Source organism: Agrobacterium pusense (genome assembly GCF_900102105.1).
GTDB classification, from domain to species: Bacteria; Pseudomonadota; Alphaproteobacteria; order Rhizobiales; family Rhizobiaceae; genus Agrobacterium; species Agrobacterium pusense.
The window spans coordinates 1-22,736 of sequence record NZ_FNBB01000021.1; the positions used below are offsets into that span (position 1 = coordinate 1).

Annotated in this window: 23 protein-coding genes and 2 pseudogenes; 15 read left to right on the forward strand and 10 right to left on the reverse strand. The window is 57.1% G+C overall.

From position 1 onward, the window contains the following. Window positions 1-47 precede the first annotated feature (47 nt). The 6 genes from BLU28_RS25390 (at window position 48) to BLU28_RS25425 (ending at window position 6,709) form a co-directional block, all read left to right on the forward strand. Window positions 48-578, forward strand: a complete 531-nt coding sequence (locus BLU28_RS25390) for a TRAP transporter small permease (protein WP_072528627.1) — start codon at window positions 48-50, stop codon at window positions 576-578. Window positions 579-582: 4 nt separating this feature from the next. Then, complete coding sequence (locus BLU28_RS25395; RefSeq protein ID WP_077986061.1) at window positions 583-1,860, forward strand: TRAP transporter large permease; 1,278 nt, start codon at window positions 583-585, stop codon at window positions 1,858-1,860. Window positions 1,861-1,899: 39 nt separating this feature from the next. Further along, on the forward strand, window positions 1,900-2,907 hold the full coding sequence (locus BLU28_RS25400) for a TRAP transporter substrate-binding protein (protein WP_080823536.1): 1,008 nt from the start codon (window positions 1,900-1,902) through the stop codon (window positions 2,905-2,907). 661 nt (window positions 2,908-3,568) lie between these two features. Further along, complete coding sequence (locus tag BLU28_RS25410; protein ID WP_077986063.1) at window positions 3,569-4,948, forward strand: PAS domain S-box protein; 1,380 nt, start codon at window positions 3,569-3,571, stop codon at window positions 4,946-4,948. Beyond that, window positions 4,935-5,573 carry a response regulator FixJ gene (fixJ, locus tag BLU28_RS25415; protein ID WP_077986064.1) on the forward strand — a complete coding sequence of 213 codons (639 nt, stop codon included), beginning with the start codon at window positions 4,935-4,937 and terminating at the stop codon, window positions 5,571-5,573. Before BLU28_RS25410 ends, fixJ begins: the two co-directional genes overlap by 14 nt. A gap of 557 nt (window positions 5,574-6,130) precedes the next feature. Next, complete coding sequence (locus BLU28_RS25425; RefSeq protein WP_223215467.1) at window positions 6,131-6,709, forward strand: helix-turn-helix domain-containing protein; 579 nt, start codon at window positions 6,131-6,133, stop codon at window positions 6,707-6,709. 317 nt (window positions 6,710-7,026) lie between these two features. Here the strand turns inward: BLU28_RS25425 and BLU28_RS25430 are convergent, their stop codons facing one another. Then, the gene (locus tag BLU28_RS25430; protein ID WP_051674317.1) at window positions 7,027-7,401 is read right to left on the reverse strand and encodes a DUF1236 domain-containing protein; all 375 of its coding nucleotides are present in this window, start codon (window positions 7,399-7,401) and stop codon (window positions 7,027-7,029) included. Window positions 7,402-7,406: 5 nt separating this feature from the next. Between BLU28_RS25430 and BLU28_RS26920 the strand changes: the two are divergent. The 5 genes and pseudogenes from BLU28_RS26920 to BLU28_RS25455 form a co-directional block, all read left to right on the forward strand. Further along, window positions 7,407-7,618 (forward strand): annotated as a pseudogene (locus BLU28_RS26920) (SOS response-associated peptidase); the annotation flags it as partial. Window positions 7,619-7,829: 211 nt separating this feature from the next. Continuing rightward, complete coding sequence (locus BLU28_RS25440) at window positions 7,830-8,147, forward strand: PepSY domain-containing protein (RefSeq protein WP_045535316.1); 318 nt, start codon at window positions 7,830-7,832, stop codon at window positions 8,145-8,147. Between the two features lie 16 nt (window positions 8,148-8,163). Next, the gene (locus tag BLU28_RS25445) at window positions 8,164-8,763 is read left to right on the forward strand and encodes a general stress protein (protein ID WP_077986066.1); all 600 of its coding nucleotides are present in this window, start codon (window positions 8,164-8,166) and stop codon (window positions 8,761-8,763) included. Window positions 8,764-9,874: 1,111 nt separating this feature from the next. After that, complete coding sequence (locus tag BLU28_RS25450; RefSeq protein ID WP_077986067.1) at window positions 9,875-10,390, forward strand: YidB family protein; 516 nt, start codon at window positions 9,875-9,877, stop codon at window positions 10,388-10,390. 350 nt (window positions 10,391-10,740) lie between these two features. Next, on the forward strand, window positions 10,741-11,250 hold the full coding sequence (locus tag BLU28_RS25455) for a PAS domain-containing protein (protein ID WP_077986068.1): 510 nt from the start codon (window positions 10,741-10,743) through the stop codon (window positions 11,248-11,250). 531 nt (window positions 11,251-11,781) lie between these two features. On the opposite strand, the gene BLU28_RS25460 is transcribed toward BLU28_RS25455, so the two are convergent. The 5 genes and pseudogenes from BLU28_RS25460 to BLU28_RS25480 form a co-directional block, all read right to left on the reverse strand. Next, window positions 11,782-12,513: a gamma-glutamylcyclotransferase gene (locus BLU28_RS25460; RefSeq protein WP_022557529.1), complete on the reverse strand. Its 732-nt coding sequence runs from the start codon at window positions 12,511-12,513 to the stop codon at window positions 11,782-11,784. A gap of 65 nt (window positions 12,514-12,578) precedes the next feature. Further along, window positions 12,579-13,040 (reverse strand): RidA family protein, encoded by a 462-nt coding sequence (locus BLU28_RS25465; protein ID WP_006699074.1) that lies wholly within the window; start codon window positions 13,038-13,040, stop codon window positions 12,579-12,581. Between the two features lie 98 nt (window positions 13,041-13,138). Beyond that, the gene (locus BLU28_RS25470) at window positions 13,139-13,975 is read right to left on the reverse strand and encodes an alpha/beta fold hydrolase (RefSeq protein ID WP_077986143.1); all 837 of its coding nucleotides are present in this window, start codon (window positions 13,973-13,975) and stop codon (window positions 13,139-13,141) included. A gap of 706 nt (window positions 13,976-14,681) precedes the next feature. Further along, window positions 14,682-16,273: pseudogene (locus BLU28_RS25475) on the reverse strand (FAD-dependent oxidoreductase). Window positions 16,274-16,286: 13 nt separating this feature from the next. After that, complete coding sequence (locus BLU28_RS25480; protein ID WP_022557525.1) at window positions 16,287-16,589, reverse strand: UBP-type zinc finger domain-containing protein; 303 nt, start codon at window positions 16,587-16,589, stop codon at window positions 16,287-16,289. Between the two features lie 558 nt (window positions 16,590-17,147). Between BLU28_RS25480 and BLU28_RS25485 the strand changes: the two genes are divergently transcribed. After that, on the forward strand, window positions 17,148-18,224 hold the full coding sequence (locus BLU28_RS25485; RefSeq protein ID WP_077986069.1) for a nucleotidyltransferase family protein: 1,077 nt from the start codon (window positions 17,148-17,150) through the stop codon (window positions 18,222-18,224). A 283-nt stretch (window positions 18,225-18,507) separates the two neighbouring features. Here the strand turns inward: BLU28_RS25485 and BLU28_RS25490 are convergent, their stop codons facing one another. After that, window positions 18,508-18,702, reverse strand: coding sequence for a hypothetical protein (locus BLU28_RS25490; RefSeq protein ID WP_022557522.1), 195 nt, complete (start codon window positions 18,700-18,702; stop codon window positions 18,508-18,510). Between the two features lie 102 nt (window positions 18,703-18,804). Here BLU28_RS25490 and BLU28_RS26480 point away from each other — a divergent pair, with 102 nt between their 5' ends. Continuing rightward, entirely contained in the window at window positions 18,805-18,966 is a 162-nt protein-coding gene (locus BLU28_RS26480; RefSeq protein WP_173402667.1) for a hypothetical protein, read from the forward strand. Window positions 18,967-19,103: 137 nt separating this feature from the next. Here the strand turns inward: BLU28_RS26480 and BLU28_RS25495 are convergent, their stop codons facing one another. Next, window positions 19,104-19,676 carry a TetR/AcrR family transcriptional regulator gene (locus tag BLU28_RS25495; RefSeq protein ID WP_006699080.1) on the reverse strand — a complete coding sequence of 191 codons (573 nt, stop codon included), beginning with the start codon at window positions 19,674-19,676 and terminating at the stop codon, window positions 19,104-19,106. Window positions 19,677-19,749: 73 nt separating this feature from the next. Here BLU28_RS25495 and BLU28_RS25500 point away from each other — a divergent pair, with 73 nt between their 5' ends. Continuing rightward, window positions 19,750-20,157: a hypothetical protein gene (locus BLU28_RS25500; RefSeq protein WP_045535296.1), complete on the forward strand. Its 408-nt coding sequence runs from the start codon at window positions 19,750-19,752 to the stop codon at window positions 20,155-20,157. Window positions 20,158-20,523: 366 nt separating this feature from the next. Next, entirely contained in the window at window positions 20,524-20,937 is a 414-nt protein-coding gene (locus BLU28_RS25505; RefSeq protein ID WP_045535298.1) for a DUF1810 domain-containing protein, read from the forward strand. Between the two features lie 753 nt (window positions 20,938-21,690). On the opposite strand, the gene BLU28_RS25510 is transcribed toward BLU28_RS25505, so the two are convergent. Beyond that, the gene (locus BLU28_RS25510) at window positions 21,691-22,284 is read right to left on the reverse strand and encodes a CGNR zinc finger domain-containing protein (RefSeq protein WP_045535300.1); all 594 of its coding nucleotides are present in this window, start codon (window positions 22,282-22,284) and stop codon (window positions 21,691-21,693) included. Window positions 22,285-22,401: 117 nt separating this feature from the next. After that, window positions 22,402-22,728: a hypothetical protein gene (locus BLU28_RS25515; protein ID WP_045535302.1), complete on the reverse strand. Its 327-nt coding sequence runs from the start codon at window positions 22,726-22,728 to the stop codon at window positions 22,402-22,404. Between the last annotated feature and the right edge of the window lie 8 nt (window positions 22,729-22,736).

A 22,736-nucleotide genomic window follows, 5' to 3' on the forward strand; every position in this document is an offset into this window, starting at 1 on the left:
ACCTGGCGAAACGAGGGCTGCTCTAGATATTTCTTCGGGAGGGGAAAATGCAAAAGACCATCAATCTCTTTTACCGGATTCTCGAAATCATTCTCATCCTGCTGCTCGCCGGCATGGCGATCATGGTCTTCGTCAACGTCGTCATGCGTTACACGATGAATTCCGGCATCAATGTCTCGGAAGAACTGTCGCGTTTCTTTTTCGTATGGCTCACCTTCACCGGCGCGGTGGTCGCGTTCAGGGAACATGGCCACATGGGCATTGAAACCATGGTGATGTTCCTGTCTCGACGGGGCCGCATCGTCTGCATGATCATATCGAACATCATCATTCTGGCCTGTTCCGCCATCTTCTTCTGGGGCACCTGGAAACAGTCCGGCATCAACGCCAGCATGCATGCGCCGGTCACCAAGCTCTCCATGATCTGGGTCTATGGCATCGGCATGTTCACCGGTGCTCTGATGTTCATCATCGCGCTGGAACGCCTGTACCGTCTTCTGACGGGCCGCGTGACGGAAGACGAAATCGCCCAGTTCGCGGGCGAGAACATGACGATCGAACAGCTTTCGGAGCGCTGATACCATGACACTTCTCGTTTTTGTCGGCTCTCTGCTTGGAGCCATGGCGATTGGCGTTCCCGTCGCTTTCTCGCTGATGTTCTGTGGCGTCGTGCTCATGTGGTACATGGGCATGTTCAATACCCAGATCATCGCGCAGAACATGATCTCGGGCGCAGACACCTTCACCCTGCTTGCCATCCCCTTCTTCATCCTCGCTGGCGAACTGATGAATTCCGGCGGACTGTCCCGCCGCATCATCGATTTCGCCATCGCCTGTGTAGGCCACATCAGAGGCGGCCTCGGCATTGTTGCCATCATGGCGGCCATCATCATGGCCAGCATCTCCGGTTCGGCCGCAGCCGATACCGCAGCCCTTGCCGCAATCCTCATCCCGATGATGGCCAAGGCCGGTTATAATGTGCCGCGCTCGGCTGGTCTTATTGCCTCCGGCGGTATCATCGCCCCGGTCATTCCGCCGTCCATGGCGTTCATCGTCTTCGGTGTCGCCGCCAACGTGTCGATCACGCAATTGTTCATGGCAGGGATCGTTCCGGGCCTCCTTATGGGCCTTTCTCTGGTTGCGACGTGGCTGTTCGTGGTGCGCAAGGACAACATCACGCCTCTGCCGAAAACCACGGCCAAGGAACGCGTTACAGCCACGGCCCGCGCCGGCTGGGCGCTCGGCATGCCCGTCATCATCCTCGGCGGTATCAAGGCCGGCATCATGACGCCGACGGAAGCCGCCGTGGTTGCCGCCGCCTATGCGCTGTTCGTCGGCATGGTGGTCTACAGGGAATTGAAGCCGAGTGAACTTCCGCATGTGCTCCTGCGCGCCGCAAAAAGCACCTCTATCATCATGTTCCTGGTCTGCGCGGCACTCGTCTCCGCCTGGCTCATCACGGCTGCGAACATTCCAAATGAGGTTGTCGGCTATATCGAGCCGCTGATCGACCGGCCAATGTTGCTGATGTTTGCAATCATGGTCCTGATTCTGATCGTCGGCACCGCGCTCGACCTGACGCCGACCATCCTGATCCTGACGCCAGTTCTGATGCCCATCATCAAGCAGGCGGGCATCGACCCGGTCTATTTCGGTGTCCTCTTCATCATGAACACCTGTATCGGCCTGATTACCCCGCCGGTTGGCGTGGTGCTGAACGTCGTCAGCGGCGTCGGCAGGGTACCGTTGGGTCGTGTAACGGCGGGCGTTCTGCCCTTCCTGCTAACGCAGGTCGCGGTGCTGTTCCTGCTGGTGATTTTCCCGGACATCGTCCTCGTACCTCTGCAGTACCTTCGTTAAGTGAAACTTTTTCTCGACCACAATCCAAGGGAGGATATTATGAGAAAGCTTCTTCTGACCACCACGGCAATCGCCTTCGCAGTTGGCGCGGCAGCGCCGGCAATGGCCGAATTCAACAGCCGCAACATCCGCGTTTCGAACGGTATCAACCAGGATCATCCCGTCGGCAACGGCATCAAGGCCATGCAGGCCTGCCTCGACGACAAGTCCGGCGGCAAGCTGAAACTGACGGCATTCTGGGGTGGTGCTCTCGGCGGTGACCTTCAGGCGACACAGGCCCTGCGCTCCGGCGTTCAGGAAGCGGTCGTCACGTCGTCCTCGCCGCTCGTCGGTCTCATCCCGTCGCTGGGCGTCTTCGACCTGCCGTTCCTCTTCGCCAATGCCAAGGAAGCCGATGCCGTCATGGACGGCGCCTTCGGTGACATGATGAACAAGAAGCTGGAAGAACAGGGCCTCGTAAATCTGGCCTACTGGGAAAACGGCTTCCGCAACCTGTCGAACTCCAAGCATGCCGTCAACAAGTGGGAAGATTTCTCGGGCCTCAAGGTCCGCGTAATGCAGAACAACATCTTCCTCGACACCTTCCAGAACCTCGGTGCAAACGCTACGCCGATGGCTTTCGGCGAAGTCTTCTCGGCGCTTGAGACCAATGCGATCGATGCGCAGGAAAACCCCTATGTGACGATCGACACCTCGAAGTTCTACGAGGTGCAGAAGTACATCACGGAGACGAACCACGCCTACACGCCGTTCCTCTTCCTCTTCTCCAAGCCGATCTTCGACAGCTACACGCCGGAAGAACAGGCAGCCCTGCGCGAATGCGCAGTCGTGGGTCGTGACGAAGAGCGCAAGGTCATCCGTGAACTGAACCAGAAGTCGCTGGAAAAGATCAAGGCGGCCGGCCTCGAGGTGAACACGCTTTCTGCTGAAGAGCAGGCCCGTATCCGCGAAAAGTCGATGGTCGTTTACGAAAAGCACAAGGCTGAAATCGGCGCCGACGTCGTTGACGCCGTTCTGGCGGACCTGAAGAAAATCCGCGGTCAGTAACACATCAGGTGTCCGGCGGGTATCTCCCCGCCGGACACCGTGGAAAAGGATATCGTCTGCCGGCTCCTTACGTCGACCGAAGAATCTCGAAACAATTTTGAATCTTCAGCTTGCCGGGACTCGAGCAGCGCGTAACTCGCCGACACCCTAGTCACCCTGATGTGCGCAACCATGTGGATCGCCCTGGCCTGATCGAAGGCCTTGGACTGGGTGGCAATAACATCAAAGTCGAGACGTCAGTCTGCATGTTCAAGATTGGCGCCGCCGACATGTTGATCGCGACGTGTCCGTCACGCATGAAGCCGTCCTCATCGCAACCTCGTGCGCAAAGCCAGCGCAGACTTATCCAGGCATGGCAAGCTCTGGTAGTTCGTCCCGTCGCCGCTGAATGGTCTATCACTTTCTACGGCCGTCTGTGGTCCGTAAGTTGGGCGTGATCTCCCGACACATGAAGCAATTGCCCGTCGCCGGCCAGCGCGCTATGCCAATGTGACATATGGTTAGCGACAGGATGGGCACCTCGATGGCGGACGCGAAAAGTATGATGCCGATCAGGGACCGGAAAAGATCCAATGGCGGGTTGCGCTCGCTTTGCGACAAAAGCATGGGAATTCCATCGCAGCTTCATCCGTTTTCGTTCTGTTTATTTTGAGTGTTTCTCATGGATCTACTCGACGCCCCTGCTATCTACATACTGCTTGTTCCTCCAATTCTCCTGGCCGCAATAACCGGAGGTTTGCGGCTTGGACTGCTGGCATTTTTCCTGGCGTTTTGCTCCGCAAGCTATCTGAGGTCGCTTACCCCCGGCGGCGCCCAGGTCCCCGAGTTGATGGTTTTCGGAGCGGTCGGCATTGCAATTGCGTACCTCGGGGGGGCGCTCAAACGCCTGAGGCATCAATATAAGGCGGCAGAAGAAGCGCTGAACACGCGCGAGGCACACCTAAGGTCTATACTCGATACTGTGCTCGATGCCACGATCGTCAGCCAGCAGGATGGCACGATTGTCTCTTTCAATGCAGCTGCCGTCAGGCAGTTCGGGTACTCCGAGGACGAAGCAATTGGGCAAAATCTTCGAATGCTGATGCCACAACCTTATCGGCACGAGCACGACGGCTACCTCCAGCGCTATCTCGCGACCGGCGAAAAACGCATTATCGGAACCGATAGGGTCGTGGTCGGCCAGCGCAAGGACGGGTCGACATTTCCCATGAAGCTCGCGGTTGGAGAAACGCATCGGGGGGGCAAACGGTTTTTCACCGGTTTCGTGAGAGATCTTACCGAAAGAGAGGAATCAGCAGCCCGCCTACAGGAGATTCAGACTGAACTGGCAAGATTGGCACGGCTGAACGAAATGGGAGAGATGGCATCTACCTTGGCCCACGAGCTGAACCAGCCGCTTTCGGCGATTGCCAACTATGTTCATGGTTGCGCACGCTTGCTACAGGGCTCCGAAAGTGAAAGGGACAGGCAATTGCACGAAGCCCTGAGGGAAGCAGGTGAACAAAGTGTCAGGGCAGGTCAAATCATTCGCCATCTCCGAGAATTCGTAACTAAGGGTGAGACTGAGAAGCTGCCTCACAAACTCCGCCATCTGGTTGAGGAGGCGGGCGCACTGGCGCTGATGGGTTCAAGAGAAAAAGGTGTGCGATCCGTCTTTGACTTTGCTGCTAGCGACGATATGGTCATGGTCGACCGAATTCAGATACAGCAGGTACTCACGAACCTGATGCGAAATGCAGTCGAGGCGATGGGCGAGTCCCCAAAGAAAAACCTTCGGGTGAGCATCAAGGCTGCTGAAAGCGGCAAAGCCGCAGTAACAGTCGAAGATTCCGGCGCCGGCATTCCCAATGAGATTTCCGACCAGTTGTTCAGGCCTTTTGTCACGACTAAGGCTGGCGGAATGGGAATCGGGCTGTCCATATCGAAGCGTATCATCGAGGCTCACGGCGGAGAGATAACCGTGTCACGTAGCGAGCTCGGAGGAGCAAGATTTACATTCACACTGCCAGCCTATGATGGGGAAGAAAATGGCGAACGATGATTTCACTGTGCACGTCGTTGATGACGAGGAAGCTGTCAGGAAATCGCTCGCCTTTATGCTCAGCATGAGCGGTCTTGGCGTGAGAGTGCATGAAACGGCTACCGCCTTTGCATCGCTTGCGCCCAGACTTCACCGCGCTGTGCTGGTGACTGATTTGCGCATGCCGGACATAAGTGGTGTTGAGCTGATCCGACGGATCCGCTCAGAGGGGGTGCGTATACCGTCGATAGTAATCACCGGCCATGGCGACGTGCCTATGGCGGTGGAGGCAATGAAGGCCGGCGCCGTTGACTTCATTGAAAAGCCATTTGCAGATACGGTCATCATCGACGCGATCCACCGTGCGGCTACCCGTCTGGATCCCCGTGCTCCCGAAACGGAATCGGCAGAAGAAGTACGCAAAAGACTGGAGACGCTGAGCGAACGCGAGCGGCAGGTTCTCGCGGCGGTGGTGGCGGGGCACCCGAATAAGTCCATAGCCTTCAATCTGGACATAAGCCCGCGAACCGTGGAGGTCCACAGAGCTAACGTCATGGGAAAAATGAAAGCTCGAAGCCTTCCCGAGCTGGTCCGCATGTCACTTTCGATTGAAATCGCGGACTTTGGAAACTCCGACGGAAATTGATCCAGAACAAGGCGCGCAAGGTCAAGAGGCTGTTCAACTGGCCCTGCTTGTCGCGTTATTGCAATGTTCCCGGTGTCAATTTGCCGACTACACGACATATAACTTCGATTGTGAAGGACCCCGCACTGTCGCGCGGCTTGGCGTTCGCCCTGCGCGCGTACGGATATGACGTCGCGTCATTCCGGTCCTGGAAGCATGCCGGAGAATCGGTCGGTGGAGCGATTTGTGTTATTCTCGACGGCTCCCTTCCAGAATGCGAGCGGGAAGCATGTCTCGCAACCCTCCCCGTAAAGACGCCTGTCCTTTTTCTTGCAGAAGACGAGACGTTCAGCAACGAGAGGCCAAGCATAGAAATCCTTCACAAGCCGCTAACGGGCACGGATATCGTGAGTGCGCTGACGCGGCTAGGTAAAAACCCTTAGTGGAACAAACGAATTTTGCCAGGCGTCGCTCTGCGGCATAGTCGGGACAATCAAAATTGAGGGTCAGCTCACATGCTCGCTATGGCTTCCGCCAGTTATTCCTCCCGTGGCTCGTCTCCGTCACCCGGTCTGCCAATGGGGGTAGTCCGCCCGCGCGCTATCACTTTTCATGCCTCCGGTAGTGAGATTTATGCGCAGGGCGAAAAGTCTGGATCTCTGTACAGGATAGAGTCCGGGGCTGTGCGCATCTACCGTCTGCTTACGGACGGCCGTAGGCAGGTTGTTGCGTTTCATGTGCAAGGGGAAACGTTCGGTTTTGAGGCGTGGGGGTGTCGGAGCTTCTACGCCGAGGCGATCGTGCCAACCGGATTGACGTCGATCGAGGCAGAAGGAAGCGAAATTCACCGCGGCGACCTGATGGCGCTCGCCTTGCGAAGCATGATTCGGGCCCAGGAGCATCTGCTCGTGGTTGGCCGCCAAAGCGCCCTCGAGAAACTTGCGGTATTCCTTGTTGACCTTGATCGTCGACAAGGCGATGTGGGAATTATCGATCTGCCGATGACGCGAACGGATATCGGCGATTATCTCGGGATGACGGTTGAAACGGTATCGCGGAGCATGTCCAGGCTTCGCGAGAAGGGTATTGTTCGCCTGAAGAACGCCCGCTGTATCGAAATACTCAGACGCGACAAACTCCAGGCGATCAGCGAGTAACCCGACCCCGGCCCGAGTGAGGGGGAGTGCGTGCAGAACCTGCCACCACTCGACCTCGGTCTGGCACCCTCCGCATTCTTCTCCTTGGTTTTGTCAGGTGGTGCAGGAGCTGTATGGAGCCCTGGCCGCACACCGCGGACGCGGTTATTCGTGGCGGGGGTCATTGAACCCTGTAAGGCAGGTCGCTGTCATCGGCGCGCGAAACGGCACTGCATGTCCCGCTTGCCGGGGGAAATTTTGCGGCTCAGCACGCAAACAACCGGTCAAACTGTTGGTCGCAAGGTGGCGACCAACAGGATGAATGGCAACGACGGTGGTCAGATCGTGAGAACGTAGACAATCTCGTAGGTCGCAGGATCGATGATGATGATCCGTTCGTCAGCAAGAACGATATATTCGTAATCACGGTACTGCGGAACGATCTGGATCACGCGCGCTGGGAGCTTGTGAAGCCTAACGGTTCTTGGAACCGCGGTTCCAACGGAAATACTGAATGTCGGGCGGACGGGTTCGACCTTGTTTTCGATGATTACATTTCGGATTTCGGTGCGCTGCTCGGTCGTGACATTGACGTTCACTTGCGAACCGGACTTCTGCTCTTTTGTCGCCGCAGATGGCGACCCCGAGACATCGCCGTTCGTCGCACCAGCAGTGCCTGTCGTTTCAGTCTTGGTTTTGGAAGAACCAGGCATCCGGGCTTGGTCCGGTTACCAGCTCTGCCGAACGGGATCCGACGAGCAAACAGGAACGCGGCTCTGTTCCTAACGCCTGGTTTGCCCGCGATGAGACGAAATCGCCGATATTCTGCGCTATCCACGTGCCAAAATGAAAAAGGTCCGGAAGGTTCGGAACGGGATCACGATCGACGATCTCTATGGTCTCCTGACTACCGATGCCAATCGCCTCGTGTAGCTTTCAGGCCGCTCTACCGCTTCAGTTGCTATCTCCCCCTTATTCGGCCGTTCGCCTGCGCCACTGTCCAGACCCTTGCATCGTCGCTCGTATGCCTGACGCGCCGCCATGCTTGTTGAGCACTAGGCCTCCGATGCTGGAACCAACACAACATCAAAGGGTTAATCAGGTGGATCAATCTACGCAGATCCGAGCTAGGGAGAAAACCATGAAAAACACTATTCTCACAGCCGCCTTCATTTGTGTCTCGGCCCTTACAGCACATGCTCAAGGTGCGCCCAAGGCCAACAGCGACGGAAACACGCCGGCAATTGCGACCCCCGACACGAAAAACCCGACGGCCCCGGTGGAGGGCGCCAACAGTTTTACTGAGGACCAGGCAAAGGATCGGATCGAAAAAGCGGGTTATATGGGGTTGAAGGATCTTAAGAAAGACGACAGGGGCGTTTGGAATGCCACCGGCATGAAGGACGGCAAAACTGTTTCGATCGCTCTCGATTATCAGGGCAATGTTGTTGCCAAGTAACCTCTAGGAGGATGTTATGAGAACTGTTACCGGACTTTTTGACGATTACGCAGACGCAAGTTCCGCCGTCAGTGAACTCGAAGCTCAGGGCGTACCATCCAGCGATATCAGTATCGTTTCCAATAACGGCGATCGGCGGCACGAAGAGTCGAATGCCGCAGAAGGGGCCGGAACTGGCGCGGGGATCGGTGCGGTCGTCGGCGGTGCGGGCGGCCTGCTCACCGGCCTTGGCTTCATGGCCATTCCGGGCGTCGGTCCGGTCGTTGCAGCTGGCTGGCTTGCAGCGACTGCAGCGGGCGCGGCAGCCGGTGCGGTTGCAGGTGGGGCCGCTGGCGGGATTATTGGCGCACTGACGAGCTCCGGCGTCCCGGAACGAGATGCCCACTTCTACGCGGAAGGCGTCCGCCGGGGTGGCACCCTCGTCACCGCAAAGGTAGATGACGCCTTGGCGCCGGAGGCTGAAGCCATTCTCAAACGCTCGAATTGGGTCGATCCGACAGAACGTCGCGCCGCGTACGAGAAGCAAGGATGGACGCGTTTCGACGAAACGCTGTCGCCCTACGAGGCCGAACAGATCGAACAGGAACGGCTTCGCTATCGCGGCAATGGTATGTGAGAGTTTCAGGAGGGGCGCCACGGGGTGCCCCTCTAGTGACGCCCGATACCACCTTTGATAAAGATCTCGTACACCAGAAAATTGCCGCGATTAATTCAACGGTCTGCGGCAGAGATTTCATTCCACCCGCTCTAATTAGTATGCAGAATTCGTAAGCGGAACAGCCAGTCGGCCGTAAGTGCCACTTGCCCCTTCGTGATCTCTCTCGGCATGCAAACCTTGCAATTTCGCCCGGATCCCCTTTCGGTACCGTCCGTTCACGCAAGGAATATTGCAAACCAAGTTTTAATAATTACCGTCAATTATAATGTGGCGCGGCTTGTACAGCGTCCGCGCGCCCGCGTCGGAGACACTGACATTTTCCGAAACTTTTCATGATCGTCACCTTGTCTACAATATTTGCGGCCATGCTGATCACAGTGATTGCAGCGCAGACAATTGGTTCGCAAGTTCGGACAGCGAGTAACGCTCGCCCCTGGCACAATTAATAAACTCTAACTCCGATCGTGACATTGCGTCGCGCAGGTATACACAGATTCAGGTCGGATTTTTCGTCACTAACGTCCAATTCAGATCCTCGTTTCAATCCTCACCCTGCTTGTCATTTTCATGCCCGGCTACCCGTTCTTCAAATGGGTTCATCATGACGCGCAAAATGCGGGCACATCCTCAAAATCGCACCAGGCCAGCCGCGGCCTGGAACGACACTAATTTCGCGCGGCCGCTCTCCCGGCGATGATGAAAAATTTCCCCGCGCCTGCATTTAAGATCCCGAAAGCCTCCGCTCGACCCGGGCATGGTGCAGGACTGCCGTCATTGCCGGACGATCCAAGTTAGGCGAAAATCTTATGGCGTCTCGACCTCGCCGAACGAAGTGAACGACATGAGCGGAAGGTAGCTTGCTCTTAGGGGCGCCACCCGCATGGCGCCGCTATCGGACATCAGTTTCTCTCCCTCCCAGCCCGTTCATTAGCGCGTTTATCAGAAGAAGCGGCTGCCAGTCTCCATCCATTGACCTCATGGAACCTCATTGCCGACGAGTCGTTTTGTTTTTGCGAGAGGGCCACGTCGCCATGTTTTCTCGGGGCCCAGGAAAACAAGGAGAAAAATCATGGTGAGCGGCCAACTGAAAGCATTGCTGGGTGTACTTGCGGTAGCGGGCTATCAGAATAGGGAGAAAATCGCGGAATTTCTGAGGGGGTTGAACGCGCAGCAGTCCGCCGAAGCCAACCGGGATGAAGGATCGGCCTCACCGCGGTCGGGCGGCGGCGACCTACTCGGCAAGCTCGGTGGCGGCAGGGACTCCGGCGGGATCAGATCCATTTTCGACGGGCTCACCTCAGGAGGAATTTTAAGCGGTGGTCTGAGCGACCTTCTCAAGACGTTCCAACAAAACGGCTTCGGGCAGAAGGCGGAATCCTGGATCAAGCCAGGGGCAAACGACGACATCAACGCCGACGAACTCTCAGAGGCGATCGGGCCGGAGGTTCTCGATGAATTGGCCGCGAAGACACGTCTGTCGCGTGAAGAGATATTGGCGCGTCTAAGCAAGGATCTACCGCAAGCTGTCGATGAACTGACGCCAGATGGGACCATTCCATCCGACCAGCAGGTTCCGAAGCCCTGATACAAATCGTTGCTGGACAGCACTGACACGCTGTGGGCTGCTTGATCTGTTGAGTAAATGCTGGCCGCGTGAGGTCGGCATACAAGATATTGCGGACGCTTTTCACTCTCTGGAGCAACAGGAAAATGGAGGCGGCAGGCCCGATTTCCGCTGATCAGGAAACATCGGTCAAAACGCCGCGGTTCTCACCGCCACCGTAAACCCTTCGCGGTACTTGCCTGCAACCAGGTGGCTGGGCGGGCGACATGGAGCCCAAAGGCGGTGGACGGGTTTGGAGATTGGTGCCCGGCACCATTGCCCGGCAAATAAATGTGTAGCAAGGTGCCACCGATGGATGGGGGTAAAAATCCATGAAGCAACCGCATATGCAAGTTGCCCAGGTTCTGATGAAGGGCGCGGGCTTTTATTCATGGTGTCTCCGAGAAAACAGCCTGACTGCTGACAAGGCTTTTGCACAGATATATGAAATCGACGAAGGAGAACTCGCGCGCGGTGTTCCAGTTGAGTTTATTCTTGAACGTATCGTGGAGGAAGATCGGCCACGGCTGGCCGCTAGAATTCATGAAGTCATTCTGGGGGGTGAACCACTCGTCTCGCCGTATTCAATCGAGTGTCCCAGCGGACGTCGAAAATCTCTTCTGACTATGGGCTCCTGCTCTCGAGGCCTGGACAATCTTCCTTCAATCTATTCCGGGGTCGTACTCATTGAGCAGACCGCTGAGACGAAACTCGAGACGGGTCATCTGGAATCGCAAATAACATCCGCTATAAAAATCGCCAGGAATGCGGGGCTTGAGCTCACCGAACGATACCTTTTTTCGGCGCTGAGATCGATGTCGTCTTCGGAGCTTCAAACGTGAACGGAGGGCGTGTAATGAGCAGCTTCTGACACCAGCGAGGAGAACGTGAGCCGTACGGCAACCGGCCTTCTGACCTTTTCATGCGCTTCTGGCACTCGCCCACCGCGTTCGTAGGTAGTGCGCGAGTGGCGGTGCTTTCGCGGCAGAAACACAGATTTCTTTCTTTTCTCGGCTTCACTGTAACGACGCCGTTTGAAACCATTGGCGCGTGTAGGCGCCTTGACGAAAACCGAACTCTGGCCTGTAACGAAAGACATCGTCGACAGCAGAACATGCTGACACGGCTTGCGGCCGACAGTCTTTATTTAATCAGAGCGTATTTCATTTAATCAAGCAACAGGCAAAAAAAAGCGCGCTTAATTTACCCGCCGGCATTAATTGCTGACGTGATCAAGGTGACATAGGCGGGCGGTCCCTTGTTGATGCCTTTCACGGACTGGCCGAGTTTTATTTTTGACCTTCTACTATCTACTATCCAGCTCCACAGTATCGCCTGCTCAAAACGCTTCAAGAAACGGGCGGCATATATGGTCATGCGGGATGAGCATGTCGCGGAAGAGCTTGAAGCCTTTCCGCGACAAGTTTTTGCAACTGCCAGAGATTTCGATCGAAAATGTTGCGCTCCGAGAGATCAAGAACCGTGCGATGCAGATATTCCGCGCAGGAACCGGCCGGCCCGCACGCCTGGGCGATCAGCGCGGCGGCCTCATTGAGAGGCACCTTGTATGTCAACGGCGACTGCTTCGGGCTTGCCCAGAACGTTAGTACCCGACGGGCGCCCGCCGGCGTCTTGACCGTGACCCAACGTACCATGTCAGACACCTCAGCATACCGGATTTCGCGCGCCAGAAGGTTCCGGAGATCTCGTTTCTTTGTAGCACATGGAAGCTTGAGAACCACGCCGGAACAGCTTCCCCCTGGCTGAAGGGCGAGCATCAGACCCGGCGCGTCCGAGGTGGCACGAAGCCGTTCGATCCTTAGCGAGAACGCACGATGCCAACCGTGGACGACGGCGTTTTCCATGCCCGCCACTTCAAATCCGGGGTTCCACATCAATGAGCCATAGGCGAATATCCAGATTTCCTCTTCGCCAGCTTGCTTCTCTACCCGTTGGACAAGCTCGTCGAGTTGCTCGGGCGAGATTGGCGTCCAGTCTGGCTCCGGGCCTTCCTCTTCGACGACTCTGAACGACCTGGCAACGAGTTCCGAGGTCAGATGCAAGGTCGCTGGCGATCGTGTTTTGACGGAAGATGGTCTAGGCATTTGGTAAACCTGTCCTAAGATGTTCGCGGCCGAGTTCACCGGTGGCGTTTGGAGCGGCTGCTGCCTTATGAGGCGGGCGGCACGTCGACCACCGCGCGGAACGTGATCTCCACGATCTGTTCAGGGAATGCCAGCGCGCCCACTCCGATCAGGTTGCTTGCTACCGGCGGCGTATCTGTACCGTACATCTCCTTGCGGACCTTGGCTCCGGCTGCGAACGCGCTCGGGATGTCGAGAACAAAAAGTGTCTCTTCCACAACGTCATTGAGAGAGGCGCCGAATTCGGCGAGCAGCTTCCTGGCATTGACGTAAGTCTGACGGATCTGGTCTTCCATCTGCGTGAAGTCGGCTGGCCGGCCTCCGGCGTCAAGGGTGGCGGGCGCCACGAGCTTTCCATCGCCATCGTGGCTGAGCTGTCCCGAGATATAGATCGTGTCCTTGATCTGGACAGCCTGCGCATATCCGAAAGCCTGCTCCCAGGCCACGCCGTGGTTTACGATTTTCCTGACAGATTCGGTCGTCGACATGATTAGTTTCCAATCGTGAAGTAGCGCTTTCCGCGCGTATGGGTATCTGAATTTGGGAGACGGCGGGTATGGGGGAACGACAAGTTCCCGCGATGTGGTCAGGACCGGATGAAGGCCAGCAGATCGGCGTTCAGCACGTCGGCATTGACGGTGAGCATGCCATGCGAGAAGCCGGGATAGGTCTTCAGTGTGCCGTTTTTCAGCAGCTTCACCGATTTCAGGGCGGAGTCGGCGATCGGTACGATCTGGTCGTCTTCACCGTGCAGAACAAGCGTCGGAACGCTGATATTCTTCAGGTCCTCGGTCTGGTCGGTTTCCGAGAAGGCCTTGATGCCGTCGTAATGGGCCTTTGCACCACCCATCATGCCCTGACGCCACCAGTTCTGGATCACGCCTTCATGCACGGTCGCACCATCGCGGTTGAAGCCATAGAACGGGCCGGCCGGCACGTCGCGGAAGAACTGCGCACGGTTTGCGGCAAGCGCGGAGCGGAAGCCGTCAAAAACCTCCATCGGGAGACCTTCCGGATTGGCTTCGGTCTTCAGCATCAGCGGCGGCACGGCGGAAACGAGAACCGCCTTGGCGACACGGCCGGCGGGTTCGCCATGCTTGGCGACATAACGGGCAACTTCGCCGCCGCCGGTGGAATGGCCGATATGCACGGCATTCTTCAGATCGAGCGCTTCGACGACGGCAAAGGCGTCGGCGGCGTAGTGGTCCATGTCGTGACCATCGGCAACCTGGGCGGAACGGCCATGACCACGGCGGTCATGGGCGACAACACGAAAACCCTTGGAGACGAAGAACAGCATCTGCGCATCCCAGTCATCGGACGACAGCGGCCAGCCATGGTGGAAAACGATCGGCTGGGCATCCTTCGGGCCCCAGTCCTTGTAGAAAATCTCGGTGCCGTCCCTGGTTGTTACAGTACTCATGGTCTTGGTTCCTTCGGTGGCGGTAGTGGCGGAATCACTCTTGGCTGCGAAGCCGAAAACGGGATACATCGCTGTAACGGCAACGGCCGTACCTGCGGTCAGCAACATGTTCCGGCGTGTGACAGATGTGATATTCGTGGTCATCTCGCGTCCTACGATTTCGTTCTGAAAACTTCAGCCGACGCTGTGTTCGTCTGACAGACGCGATATTGACGTGAGAGCCGCCCATCAACAATTGATTGAATAGTGTCGAGTTTATTTCACAATTTGCAACAATGCTCGCAAACCTGAATGCGCAGTCTCATTCGCATTGAGGAATATGATATCGGGGCTGCGGAATTTGGGTAATGCGCTTACCTCTGCTGATGGCCCCGGGAACAGGCAGATGCGAAGTCTCTTCTTCGCCGTTTTACGGGAGCACGATATATCCTTTATCAAGCTTGGAGGCTCAACAAAAAATGGCCGGTTGCACCACCGCGATCAGAAAATGACTGGAGTTTGCCTGGGTCCACGGACGACAGTGCGAAGCGAAAGACAGATTTTGTCCGCGCAAAGAATTGAGAACTCTTGATCATAGCCGGAGAGGACACCGCGCGATGCAAGCGTGTTGTCACGGCGGCCGACGGATCAACGACAAGGGAGGAAACGAAGCAACCGTCTGCCGTCATCAGTCTTCAGTGTGCCGGACGGATTGATCCGGGTTAATTCAACCGGGCTGCCGCCCAAGGCACTCATGAATCTGAGAGACTACAGCGGCACCTTCGCCCACGGCGGCGGCGACACGCTTGGTGGACCCTGCCCTGACGTCACCAATCGCAAACACGTTTTGAAGACTCGTCTCGAGCGGAAGAACGGATGTGCGCACAGAAGAAGCTCTCCCCGTCAGAATGAATCCTTTGTCGTCGACGTCCACACCGGAGCGTAACCATGACGTGTTCGGATCAGCGCCAATGAACAGGAAAAGATGCCGGACCCTGAAGGTTCGCTCACCACCGGATTGACGGTGACGCATCACGGCCCCGCTCAGACCAGTCAAGCGGTCTCCCTCAAGGCCAACAATCTCGCTGTCGACATGGATTTCGACATTGGACAGCGCCCCGATACGGTCAATAAGATAGCTGGACATCGTATCTTTGAGGGGTCTTCGGACAACAACATGGAGCTGCCGGACCTTGGGAGCAAGGAAGACAATCGCCTGCCCCGCCGAGTTCCCCCCTCCGGCGAGTACGACCTCTTCACCTTCGCATAGTTTTGCCTCGGTAGGAGACGCCCAATAGGAGACACCGGACCCTTCGAATTCGGCGAGATTTGCCAACTGCGGGCGGCGATAACGCGCCCCGCACGCGATCACCACGGTTCGCGCATCGACGCTCCGTTCGCCATCGAGACCCAGCCGCAATATCGAACCGGTTCCCCATGATGATTGAACAACCCGCAGGTCAATAACGGGGATGGGCAAAGCAACCTCGACCCCGAATTTTATCGCCTGGTTGAAGGCACGCGCCGCAAGATCTTGCCCGGAAATCCCCGCAGGGAAGCCAAGGTAGTTTTCGATCCGTGCGGACGCTCCCGCCTGGCCGCCTGCGGATCGTTCGTCAATCGCCAGGACACTCAAACCTTCGGAGGCCGCGTAGACGGCGGCCGCCAGGCCGGCCGGGCCGGCGCCGATGATCGCAACGTCATAGACGGCACCGGACACGATCTCCTGTGCGACGCCCAGACAAACTGCGGCCTCGCCGTCTGTCGGATTCTTCAGAATGGCTCCGCCGGGGCACACCATCAGTGGCAGTTCTTCTCTCAAGATACCCAGTCGATGGACAAGATCGCGGCCTTGTCCGTCGGCGTCAGCGTCAAGCGCGACATACGGATATCCGCTTCGCGCCAGAAAGCCTTGAAGGCGGATAAGGTCAGCACTGCCCGGTTGACCTACCAGTACAGAACCGGCACCGCCCTGATCTACCAGGGCGGGGCGTCGAATGAAACGGCCATGCATCCCTCCGCACCGGCACGCCCACTCGCCAGGGATGGCCTGCCCGACAGCTGGCTGACCTCTCCGGAAAATTGACCCGTCGTATGTCGGGTCACGGGAACGCTGCATGACAGGCCGTCCTGGCGCAAAACCTCAATCGATCCTTCGAGCACCAGCCAGGCGGGTGCGTGCCTCTCGCCGACATTGAAAATAACCTCGCCGGGCAGAAAGTACCGCGGTTCGTCATCAGCGAAACGTCTTGCCGTCGCAATCTGTTGCGGATCGAGTGCAGGAAACATCTGGTGTTCACGTGAGCCTGCGGCGGTCATACCTTTTCCAATCTCAGTAGTAGCGGGGAATCGGGCCGCGTTGAGGCGTCTGGTCGGGCAGGTCCAAGAATACCTCATCGATATAGCACCAGCCCCAACCTTCAGGAGGATCGTAACCTTCTATGATGGGATGGCCGGTCTCGTGAAAGTGCAACGTCGCGTGCTTGCCGACCGATTGATCACAGCAGCCGACGTGGCCGCATTGTCGGCAGATCCGCAAGTGGAACCACTCCATGTTCTCCTTGAGGCACTCCTCGCAACCGAGCGTCCTCGGCGTGACGGACCGGACTGTGACATTGTGGTTGCATCCGCTCATGCTCGCTCTCCATCATCATACCAATGAGAGTATCCCAGTTGTTGAGAACGCTTTTCTCGTCCTTCAACGCGCTGCGACGGGGATCCGGGTTCAATGCAAAGCTGCGCGATGCAATCGATCGCTCATTGGGCCAGCCGTTGCTCATCGATGAAGAGGTTATGCCCCGCTGAGCGGGAGTGCGATACCAGACTATGGTGTAGGTGGCTGATGGTCTGATCAGCGTACCGGAGCGAAAGGCTGGCTCCATCGGCGTCCACGGGGCCACTCCCGTTGTCGCCATCTTTCCTCATCGACAGCCGATGTTCGCGACTTTGCAAATACGACCGCGCCAAAGCCGCACCCCGGCGGCAAGGAGTTCGCGCTTCTAAGCCGGACTGGCATTGTCTCCTCTCTGATCAAACCGCGCAATGTTGCTCGAGAAGTGTACGACTGCTCGCCTTGAGGGTAGCGCCGGCGTTATAAGTTTCTGGCAAACACTTATAACCTTGACACGCGTCCATGTCGTTATAAGTTTTTGGCAAATCCTTATAACTGCATTTCCGGGCACGAGAGGAAATAATGCTGAGAGAGATTGATATCAGCTACCGCACAATGTTTGCGGAGTTGACCCAACGAACGCTCGACGCCCAATTTGTGGCGGACTTTCCCTTAGAGGGATGGTTCGTGACTGTAACCGTCAAAGATCGCGAATACTGGTATTTCGATCTCCCGACTCCTGAAGGCAAGGACAAACGAAGATATGTCGGCCCGCACTCCGACGAGGCGATTACAGCACGGGTGAAGGCCCACAAGGAGATCAAGGACAACATTCGGGAGCGCAGACGCATGGTCAGCACTCTGCGTCGTTCCGGCCTGCCCGGACCAGACCCGTTTGCGGGCGCTGTCACGCGGGCCTTGGCCGATGCTGGATTGTTCCGGTTGCGCGCTGTTCTTATCGGGTCGGTGGCATTCAGCACCTATGCCGGGATGCTCGGCGTTCGCCTGCCATCGGCGGTTATGCAGACAGGCGACGCTGATTTCGCGCAGGACTTCGCCATTTCGGCCGAGGTAAAAGACAGCCTGCCGCCAATCCTGGAGGTTCTTCAGTCAGTCGATCCCGATTTTCGAGCAGTGCCGCACCAGGCGGACCGGGCCAAAATCGTAGCCTTCCAGAATGCCAGGGGCTACCGCGTTGAGTTCCTGACTGGAAATCGGGGAACGGAGGAATACACAGGTAAGCCGTCGCCTATGCCTGCACTCGGTGGCGCTTCGGCGGAAAACCTGCGATTCCTTGATTACCTGATCTACGAGCCCGTCCGCACGGTGCTTCTCTTCCGCGAAGGCGTGAACGTACTTGTCCCAGCCCCGGAGAGGTACGCTGTCCACAAGCTGATCATATCGTCTCGAAGGCGATCGGACGCTCTTGGACGCCTGAAGGCAGACAAAGACCTCTCACAGGCCGCTTTGCTCTTCCATGCCTTGGTTGAGACGCGCCATAATGACGAACTGGCCGATGCATGGGAGGAAGCGTGGGATCGGGGAGACGCCTGGAAAGAGGGCATAGTCAGCGGCCTTCGGAGACTACCCAAGAGCGGAGTGAAAGCCCTCGAAAATACGCTCGGGCCCGAGATGCTACAAAGCGTGCTGCAAAGGTAAAGATCGGCAAGCCGTAGGACTGCGCGTCGATGTTTTCTTCTGGACGTGATGGCGTCGCCTTATCGCCCAGTTTTAATTGACTCGGTCTTCGGGTTGTCGTGCCTAAAACGTCGTGTGCTTCGGACGCCATCGGTTCTTGTCACCGCCGAAGTAATAGTGGCCGTAATGCCGTTCAGGTTTTTCCTAAACGCGCCCATGTCGGAGGGGGAAGGGTATCTGGAATGACGCTCTTCCCTGTAGACGGGCTGGAAATGGGCGCTCGCTTCGGCCGGTCTGGCGCAATCTACTGTCCACCCATCGGGCCGTCGCTGTCGCCGCCTTGCTCACGGTCGCCAGGCTGGCCGATCGGCACGGGGGGCGCACCTTCGTCATTGTTCGTGATGATATCCTCGTCCTTGGCTCTCGGCCGCCATGTTGAGCCGCGTGTGGCTTTCGGGTCGTCCGGCCGGCCTACGGTATTCGGGTTCAAATCTCTCATGATGGTCTCCTTTCCCAACGCGAACCCTCAAGGCGCGCGGATGTTCCGGTGCTCGGAACTCAAATCGAGGCGGTTGCATTTGGGCATCAGAAGGAGGGCGCTATGCCAGACTATAAAGTAAAGCCGTACACCGTCGAGGAACTTCAACAGGAATACTCGGTCAGCCTGCCTCAGGCGGTGGAGGTGCTGGATCGTTTCGGCGGAGACCGGCGGACGATCAAAAAGCTTATGAAACGGTGTCCCGTTCGCGGTGATGAGCACTAGGAATATGACAAGCATGAGTTGCTCCTACCCGGCACGCCCCGTAATCTCTTGCTCGTGCGTCATCCGGAAGCGCCCGTTGCACGGCTGGCATCTCTCAATCAATACCAGGTTCTGCAAGACAGGACTGCAAGCGCCTGTCATCCGTCGGCGCTTTCGTTCCGCTTAAGTGACATTCCGTAGATAGTGACATGAACGTCAACGAGACGTTTCATGTGATCGATGTCCGTCGCCGCGTAGCGAAGGCCACGAAGGCCATAGGTGAGCGTCGCCGCAAACTCAGCCCGTGAAACGGGGAGCGTCCAGTTCGGGACGTGCTCTTCCAAAATCCGAACCAGAAACTGTTGAAACCGCTCGTAGACCTCCCGAACCGCCGGAAACCGGAAATCAAAAAGGTCTGCGGCGTCAGGATGGGCTGAAGCCAGCTCCACCCCGTGGAGGCCCCAAACGGTACAGGCATGCAACAATTTCCCATCAACAGACTCAATCCGGTCGACCGCCTGCTGGATCTTTGCGAGGGATCTCGCGTCCATCATCTCAATGACGCGGCTGAAAATCGCCTCTTTGTCCGGGAACAGGAGATAAAGCGCGGGGCGGGAGATACCTGCGGCTCTTGCTATGTCGCCCATCGTTGTGCGCGCGAAGCCGTAGCGCACAAAAACATCCTCGGCCGCGACAGCAACCTTCTCTTCCCGGTCTGAAAATCTTTCCATTCCCGATTCTTGACATAATAACAAAAACTGTCAATCTCTGACATATGAACGAATTTTGTCAGAAAGTCACATCATGGATCTTTATACCCTCTCGCCCCAAATCCTGTCAGACGCGGCTGAACGGCTCGGCGGTAACCCCGTCGTGATGATAAATCTTCTCCGCTTCCGCGAAACTCCTCACTATCCGGGCGGGTTCGTGGATATGAAAGAGACGTCACGGGCAGCATATTACGAAGGCTATGCTGGCGTTTTCCAGGAGATCGCATCAAAGCTCGGGATTATCTCCGAACGTCTTTACGTCGCATCCAGGGCCATGACGTTAGTCTCGATCGAGGACGAACAGTGGGACGACATCGTGATGATACGCTACGACAGCTTTTCGGACCTGCTTTCAATCATCAGGCATCCGGACTACCTTTTGCGTGCCGAGCCCCACCGCCAGGCCGCAATCGCGAACTGGCGGTTCATTGCAAGCCAATGAACACCGCAACTCGGTGGCCGCGAGCATTCTGCCGACGTTCCCATAGCCAATTTGCCATGATCGGCCAGTCAAAGCGCCCAGCCCTGATTATTGTAGTGCACCGCCATGGTCGCTCGGGCGGGCGCCCGTAGAGCGCATCGTCGTTCGAATGATGTCCTGGATCAAGGTAGGTGCAGCAAACGACAGCGCACGGACTACCTCGTTCGCATGCCGGGTTCGACGTGGACGCGACGCGAGCTGCAACATGTCTAAAGCGGTTTCGGGAACAGCAGGCCAGCGCCGACGTTGTCAGGATTAACGCGCGAGATCGCGCTGTGGAGCGCTTAAGGCCGGTTTTGCTGGACCTTGCATCGGAGAAAGCTGACGATGAAATTCAATCTCGAGCGCTTTGTGACGGCGCAGCAAAACATTTACGAGGTGGCCCTCAGCGAATTGCAGGCGGGACTGAAGCGCTCACACTGGATGTGGTTTATCTTTCCGCAACTGCGTGGCCTTGGCCGTTCGGAAACTGCGCGCTTTTACGCAATCTCGGGTCGTGCGGAAGCGGAGGCGTATTTGACGCATCCTATGCTTGGACCACGCCTCGTCGAGTGTACGACCGCCATGCTGCGGCACACCGATCTGAGCGCGCATGACATTCTCGGATCCCCGGATGATCTCAAATTTCGATCCAGCATGACGTTGTTTGGAGCTGTTGCTGAGCGGGATTTACCTTTCCAAGCCGCACTGGACATGTTTTACGCAGGAGCCCGTGATGAGAGCACGCTTCGGCTGCTGTAGTAGAAATAACTAACGCTCGCCGACGCTGCCGGCATATTGGATGTAGCACGAGCCGGCGAAGGTCGTCATGACCAGTCGGGCAGACTTTGGCCGCCGTTAAGGTTCATTGTTTCGGGCCCGTGCTACCGATGTCCGATCGCTTATTCCACGTTGGGCATGCAGTCACGCGCAAATTTCGGCAGCGGGCTCCCCTGGTGGCATCGTTCGAGAATGCGTTTGGCTTTATAAAGAGCAAACGGTGCCGGTAGCGCAATCGTTCTTTGCGCATCGATCATCTTTTCCAGCTGCAGGATAGCCCGTTCCAACGGGTTAGCTGTAGTTCGTATGGGTCGCGGGAAATATCGAGCATGACCCGAGTTGATTGACATCATGTCACCTCATCGGTTGTTGTTATCTCAGGATACATAATGGCAAAGACGACATATACGCGGCGTGGAGTTCGACAATGCGCCTTGTGGTAAATGAAAGTTTGCAGTCGTTCCGATTTGAAGCTCCGTCTGGTTTCGCTGTCAGTTCCCGAGGGTAAATGCCGCAGAAGAGATGAAGGGGCACTTGTTCTTCGCTCGGCAGGAAGTGGCCGTGATGGTTTTCTACGACCTCAGGAATGAATCCAACTACATTCTCCATCCACTTCGGAGTCCGCCTGCGGCGCCTAGTCAATGCGGTATTCCGACACGCAAGTGATCATTGGTTTTCATCCCGCTTTGATCACGGGTCCGGAATCCCGCTGTCTGCTCGTTGCCGCCATTTGATTCAACGCCGGGCTCTGTGAGCCATTTTTTTGGCGCGATTGCCGCAGGTGCCCATGTCGCACCAGCGCCTTGAAGCGTTCTTTGTCCGGTCGATAAACAGCCAGTGACAATCGTCGGGTGGGCATTGCTTCAGCCGGGAGATTTCGTCGCCCCGAAGCAGGTCGAGCGCGGACCACGCGATGGTGCCGGTCACGCGATAGATGCCCTCAAAATGCAATGTGTACGGCGTTCCGGAAAGCGAAGCCTGGCGCAGAGCCAGCGCAGCAACGTCGCGTATGACGTCCAGATCCAGCCGAGACGGATCGAGATCGTTAGCTATCGCCGATCCCGCGGCACCGATTGCCTTGCGAAGCGCGAGCACCTGCTGGAGCAGTATCTCTTGCTCCTGCGGCGATACGACGAAGTCGCCGCCGACCAGGCCGACTTGCTTCGACCATGCCACAACGTCATCGAAGCTTGCCAAATGGTCGACTTCCCGGCTCGTGTTGCGCCAACTGATGGTGTTGGCGAGATCAAGAGCGAGATTGCCGGAGACGCGGTGGGGCAGTGACATCATCGCTTTCTTTTCCTGGTCAGCGCGATTGCGCCGGAACACGCGCTGTTCCCGATGCAAAGAGGTGGGACCATCTGGAGACCGGCCGGCCTTGCTGCGGCCGGGAGATCCCGATTTTCTTGCGGAGCTCCATCACCCTAGACAGGGCTTGCTCGCGGCTCAACGAAGGCTCGGATCATTCACCAGAATGCGATGCAGCTCGATGCGCTCGGGCAGTTCGATCAGGAACTCGGCGTCGCGATCGAGATGATGAACCTTGACAGGATCGCCCTTTGTAAAGGCGGTCATCGTCTCGATGTCCGGCCAGTAGGAGATAGTCGTGAACCACGTTTCCTCGTCCCGATCCTCCCGAAAAAGCTGGACGCCGAGGGCAATCTCCTCAAGCGGAGGAATGCCGTCGGCTCGCAAATAGGGCTCGTAGCTGTCCGCGACCTCGCGGCGCGTACGGCCGCGCCAGATGCGTGCAATCGTGGGCTTCGTAACCATGCATGTCT

Bases quoted from the DNA above. Each gene is read 5' to 3' on its own strand.
- BLU28_RS25390 (WP_072528627.1), top strand. From the start codon at position 48: ATGCAAAAGACCATCAATCTCTTTTACCGGATTCTCGAAATCATTCTC.
- BLU28_RS25395 (WP_077986061.1), top strand. From the start codon at position 583: ATGACACTTCTCGTTTTTGTCGGCTCTCTGCTTGGAGCCATGGCGATT.
- BLU28_RS25400 (WP_080823536.1), top strand. From the start codon at position 1,900: ATGAGAAAGCTTCTTCTGACCACCACGGCAATCGCCTTCGCAGTTGGC.
- BLU28_RS25410 (WP_077986063.1), top strand. From the start codon at position 3,569: ATGGATCTACTCGACGCCCCTGCTATCTACATACTGCTTGTTCCTCCA.
- fixJ (WP_077986064.1), top strand. From the start codon at position 4,935: ATGGCGAACGATGATTTCACTGTGCACGTCGTTGATGACGAGGAAGCT.
- BLU28_RS25425 (WP_223215467.1), top strand. From the start codon at position 6,131: ATGGGGGTAGTCCGCCCGCGCGCTATCACTTTTCATGCCTCCGGTAGT.
- BLU28_RS25430 (WP_051674317.1), bottom strand. From the start codon at position 7,401: ATGCCTGGTTCTTCCAAAACCAAGACTGAAACGACAGGCACTGCTGGT.
- BLU28_RS25440 (WP_045535316.1), top strand. From the start codon at position 7,830: ATGAAAAACACTATTCTCACAGCCGCCTTCATTTGTGTCTCGGCCCTT.
- BLU28_RS25445 (WP_077986066.1), top strand. From the start codon at position 8,164: ATGAGAACTGTTACCGGACTTTTTGACGATTACGCAGACGCAAGTTCC.
- BLU28_RS25450 (WP_077986067.1), top strand. From the start codon at position 9,875: ATGGTGAGCGGCCAACTGAAAGCATTGCTGGGTGTACTTGCGGTAGCG.
- BLU28_RS25455 (WP_077986068.1), top strand. From the start codon at position 10,741: ATGAAGCAACCGCATATGCAAGTTGCCCAGGTTCTGATGAAGGGCGCG.
- BLU28_RS25460 (WP_022557529.1), bottom strand. From the start codon at position 12,513: ATGCCTAGACCATCTTCCGTCAAAACACGATCGCCAGCGACCTTGCAT.
- BLU28_RS25465 (WP_006699074.1), bottom strand. From the start codon at position 13,040: ATGTCGACGACCGAATCTGTCAGGAAAATCGTAAACCACGGCGTGGCC.
- BLU28_RS25470 (WP_077986143.1), bottom strand. From the start codon at position 13,975: ATGAGTACTGTAACAACCAGGGACGGCACCGAGATTTTCTACAAGGAC.
- BLU28_RS25480 (WP_022557525.1), bottom strand. From the start codon at position 16,589: ATGAGCGGATGCAACCACAATGTCACAGTCCGGTCCGTCACGCCGAGG.
- BLU28_RS25485 (WP_077986069.1), top strand. From the start codon at position 17,148: ATGCTGAGAGAGATTGATATCAGCTACCGCACAATGTTTGCGGAGTTG.
- BLU28_RS25490 (WP_022557522.1), bottom strand. From the start codon at position 18,702: ATGAGAGATTTGAACCCGAATACCGTAGGCCGGCCGGACGACCCGAAA.
- BLU28_RS26480 (WP_173402667.1), top strand. From the start codon at position 18,805: ATGCCAGACTATAAAGTAAAGCCGTACACCGTCGAGGAACTTCAACAG.
- BLU28_RS25495 (WP_006699080.1), bottom strand. From the start codon at position 19,676: ATGGAAAGATTTTCAGACCGGGAAGAGAAGGTTGCTGTCGCGGCCGAG.
- BLU28_RS25500 (WP_045535296.1), top strand. From the start codon at position 19,750: ATGGATCTTTATACCCTCTCGCCCCAAATCCTGTCAGACGCGGCTGAA.
- BLU28_RS25505 (WP_045535298.1), top strand. From the start codon at position 20,524: ATGAAATTCAATCTCGAGCGCTTTGTGACGGCGCAGCAAAACATTTAC.
- BLU28_RS25515 (WP_045535302.1), bottom strand. From the start codon at position 22,728: ATGGTTACGAAGCCCACGATTGCACGCATCTGGCGCGGCCGTACGCGC.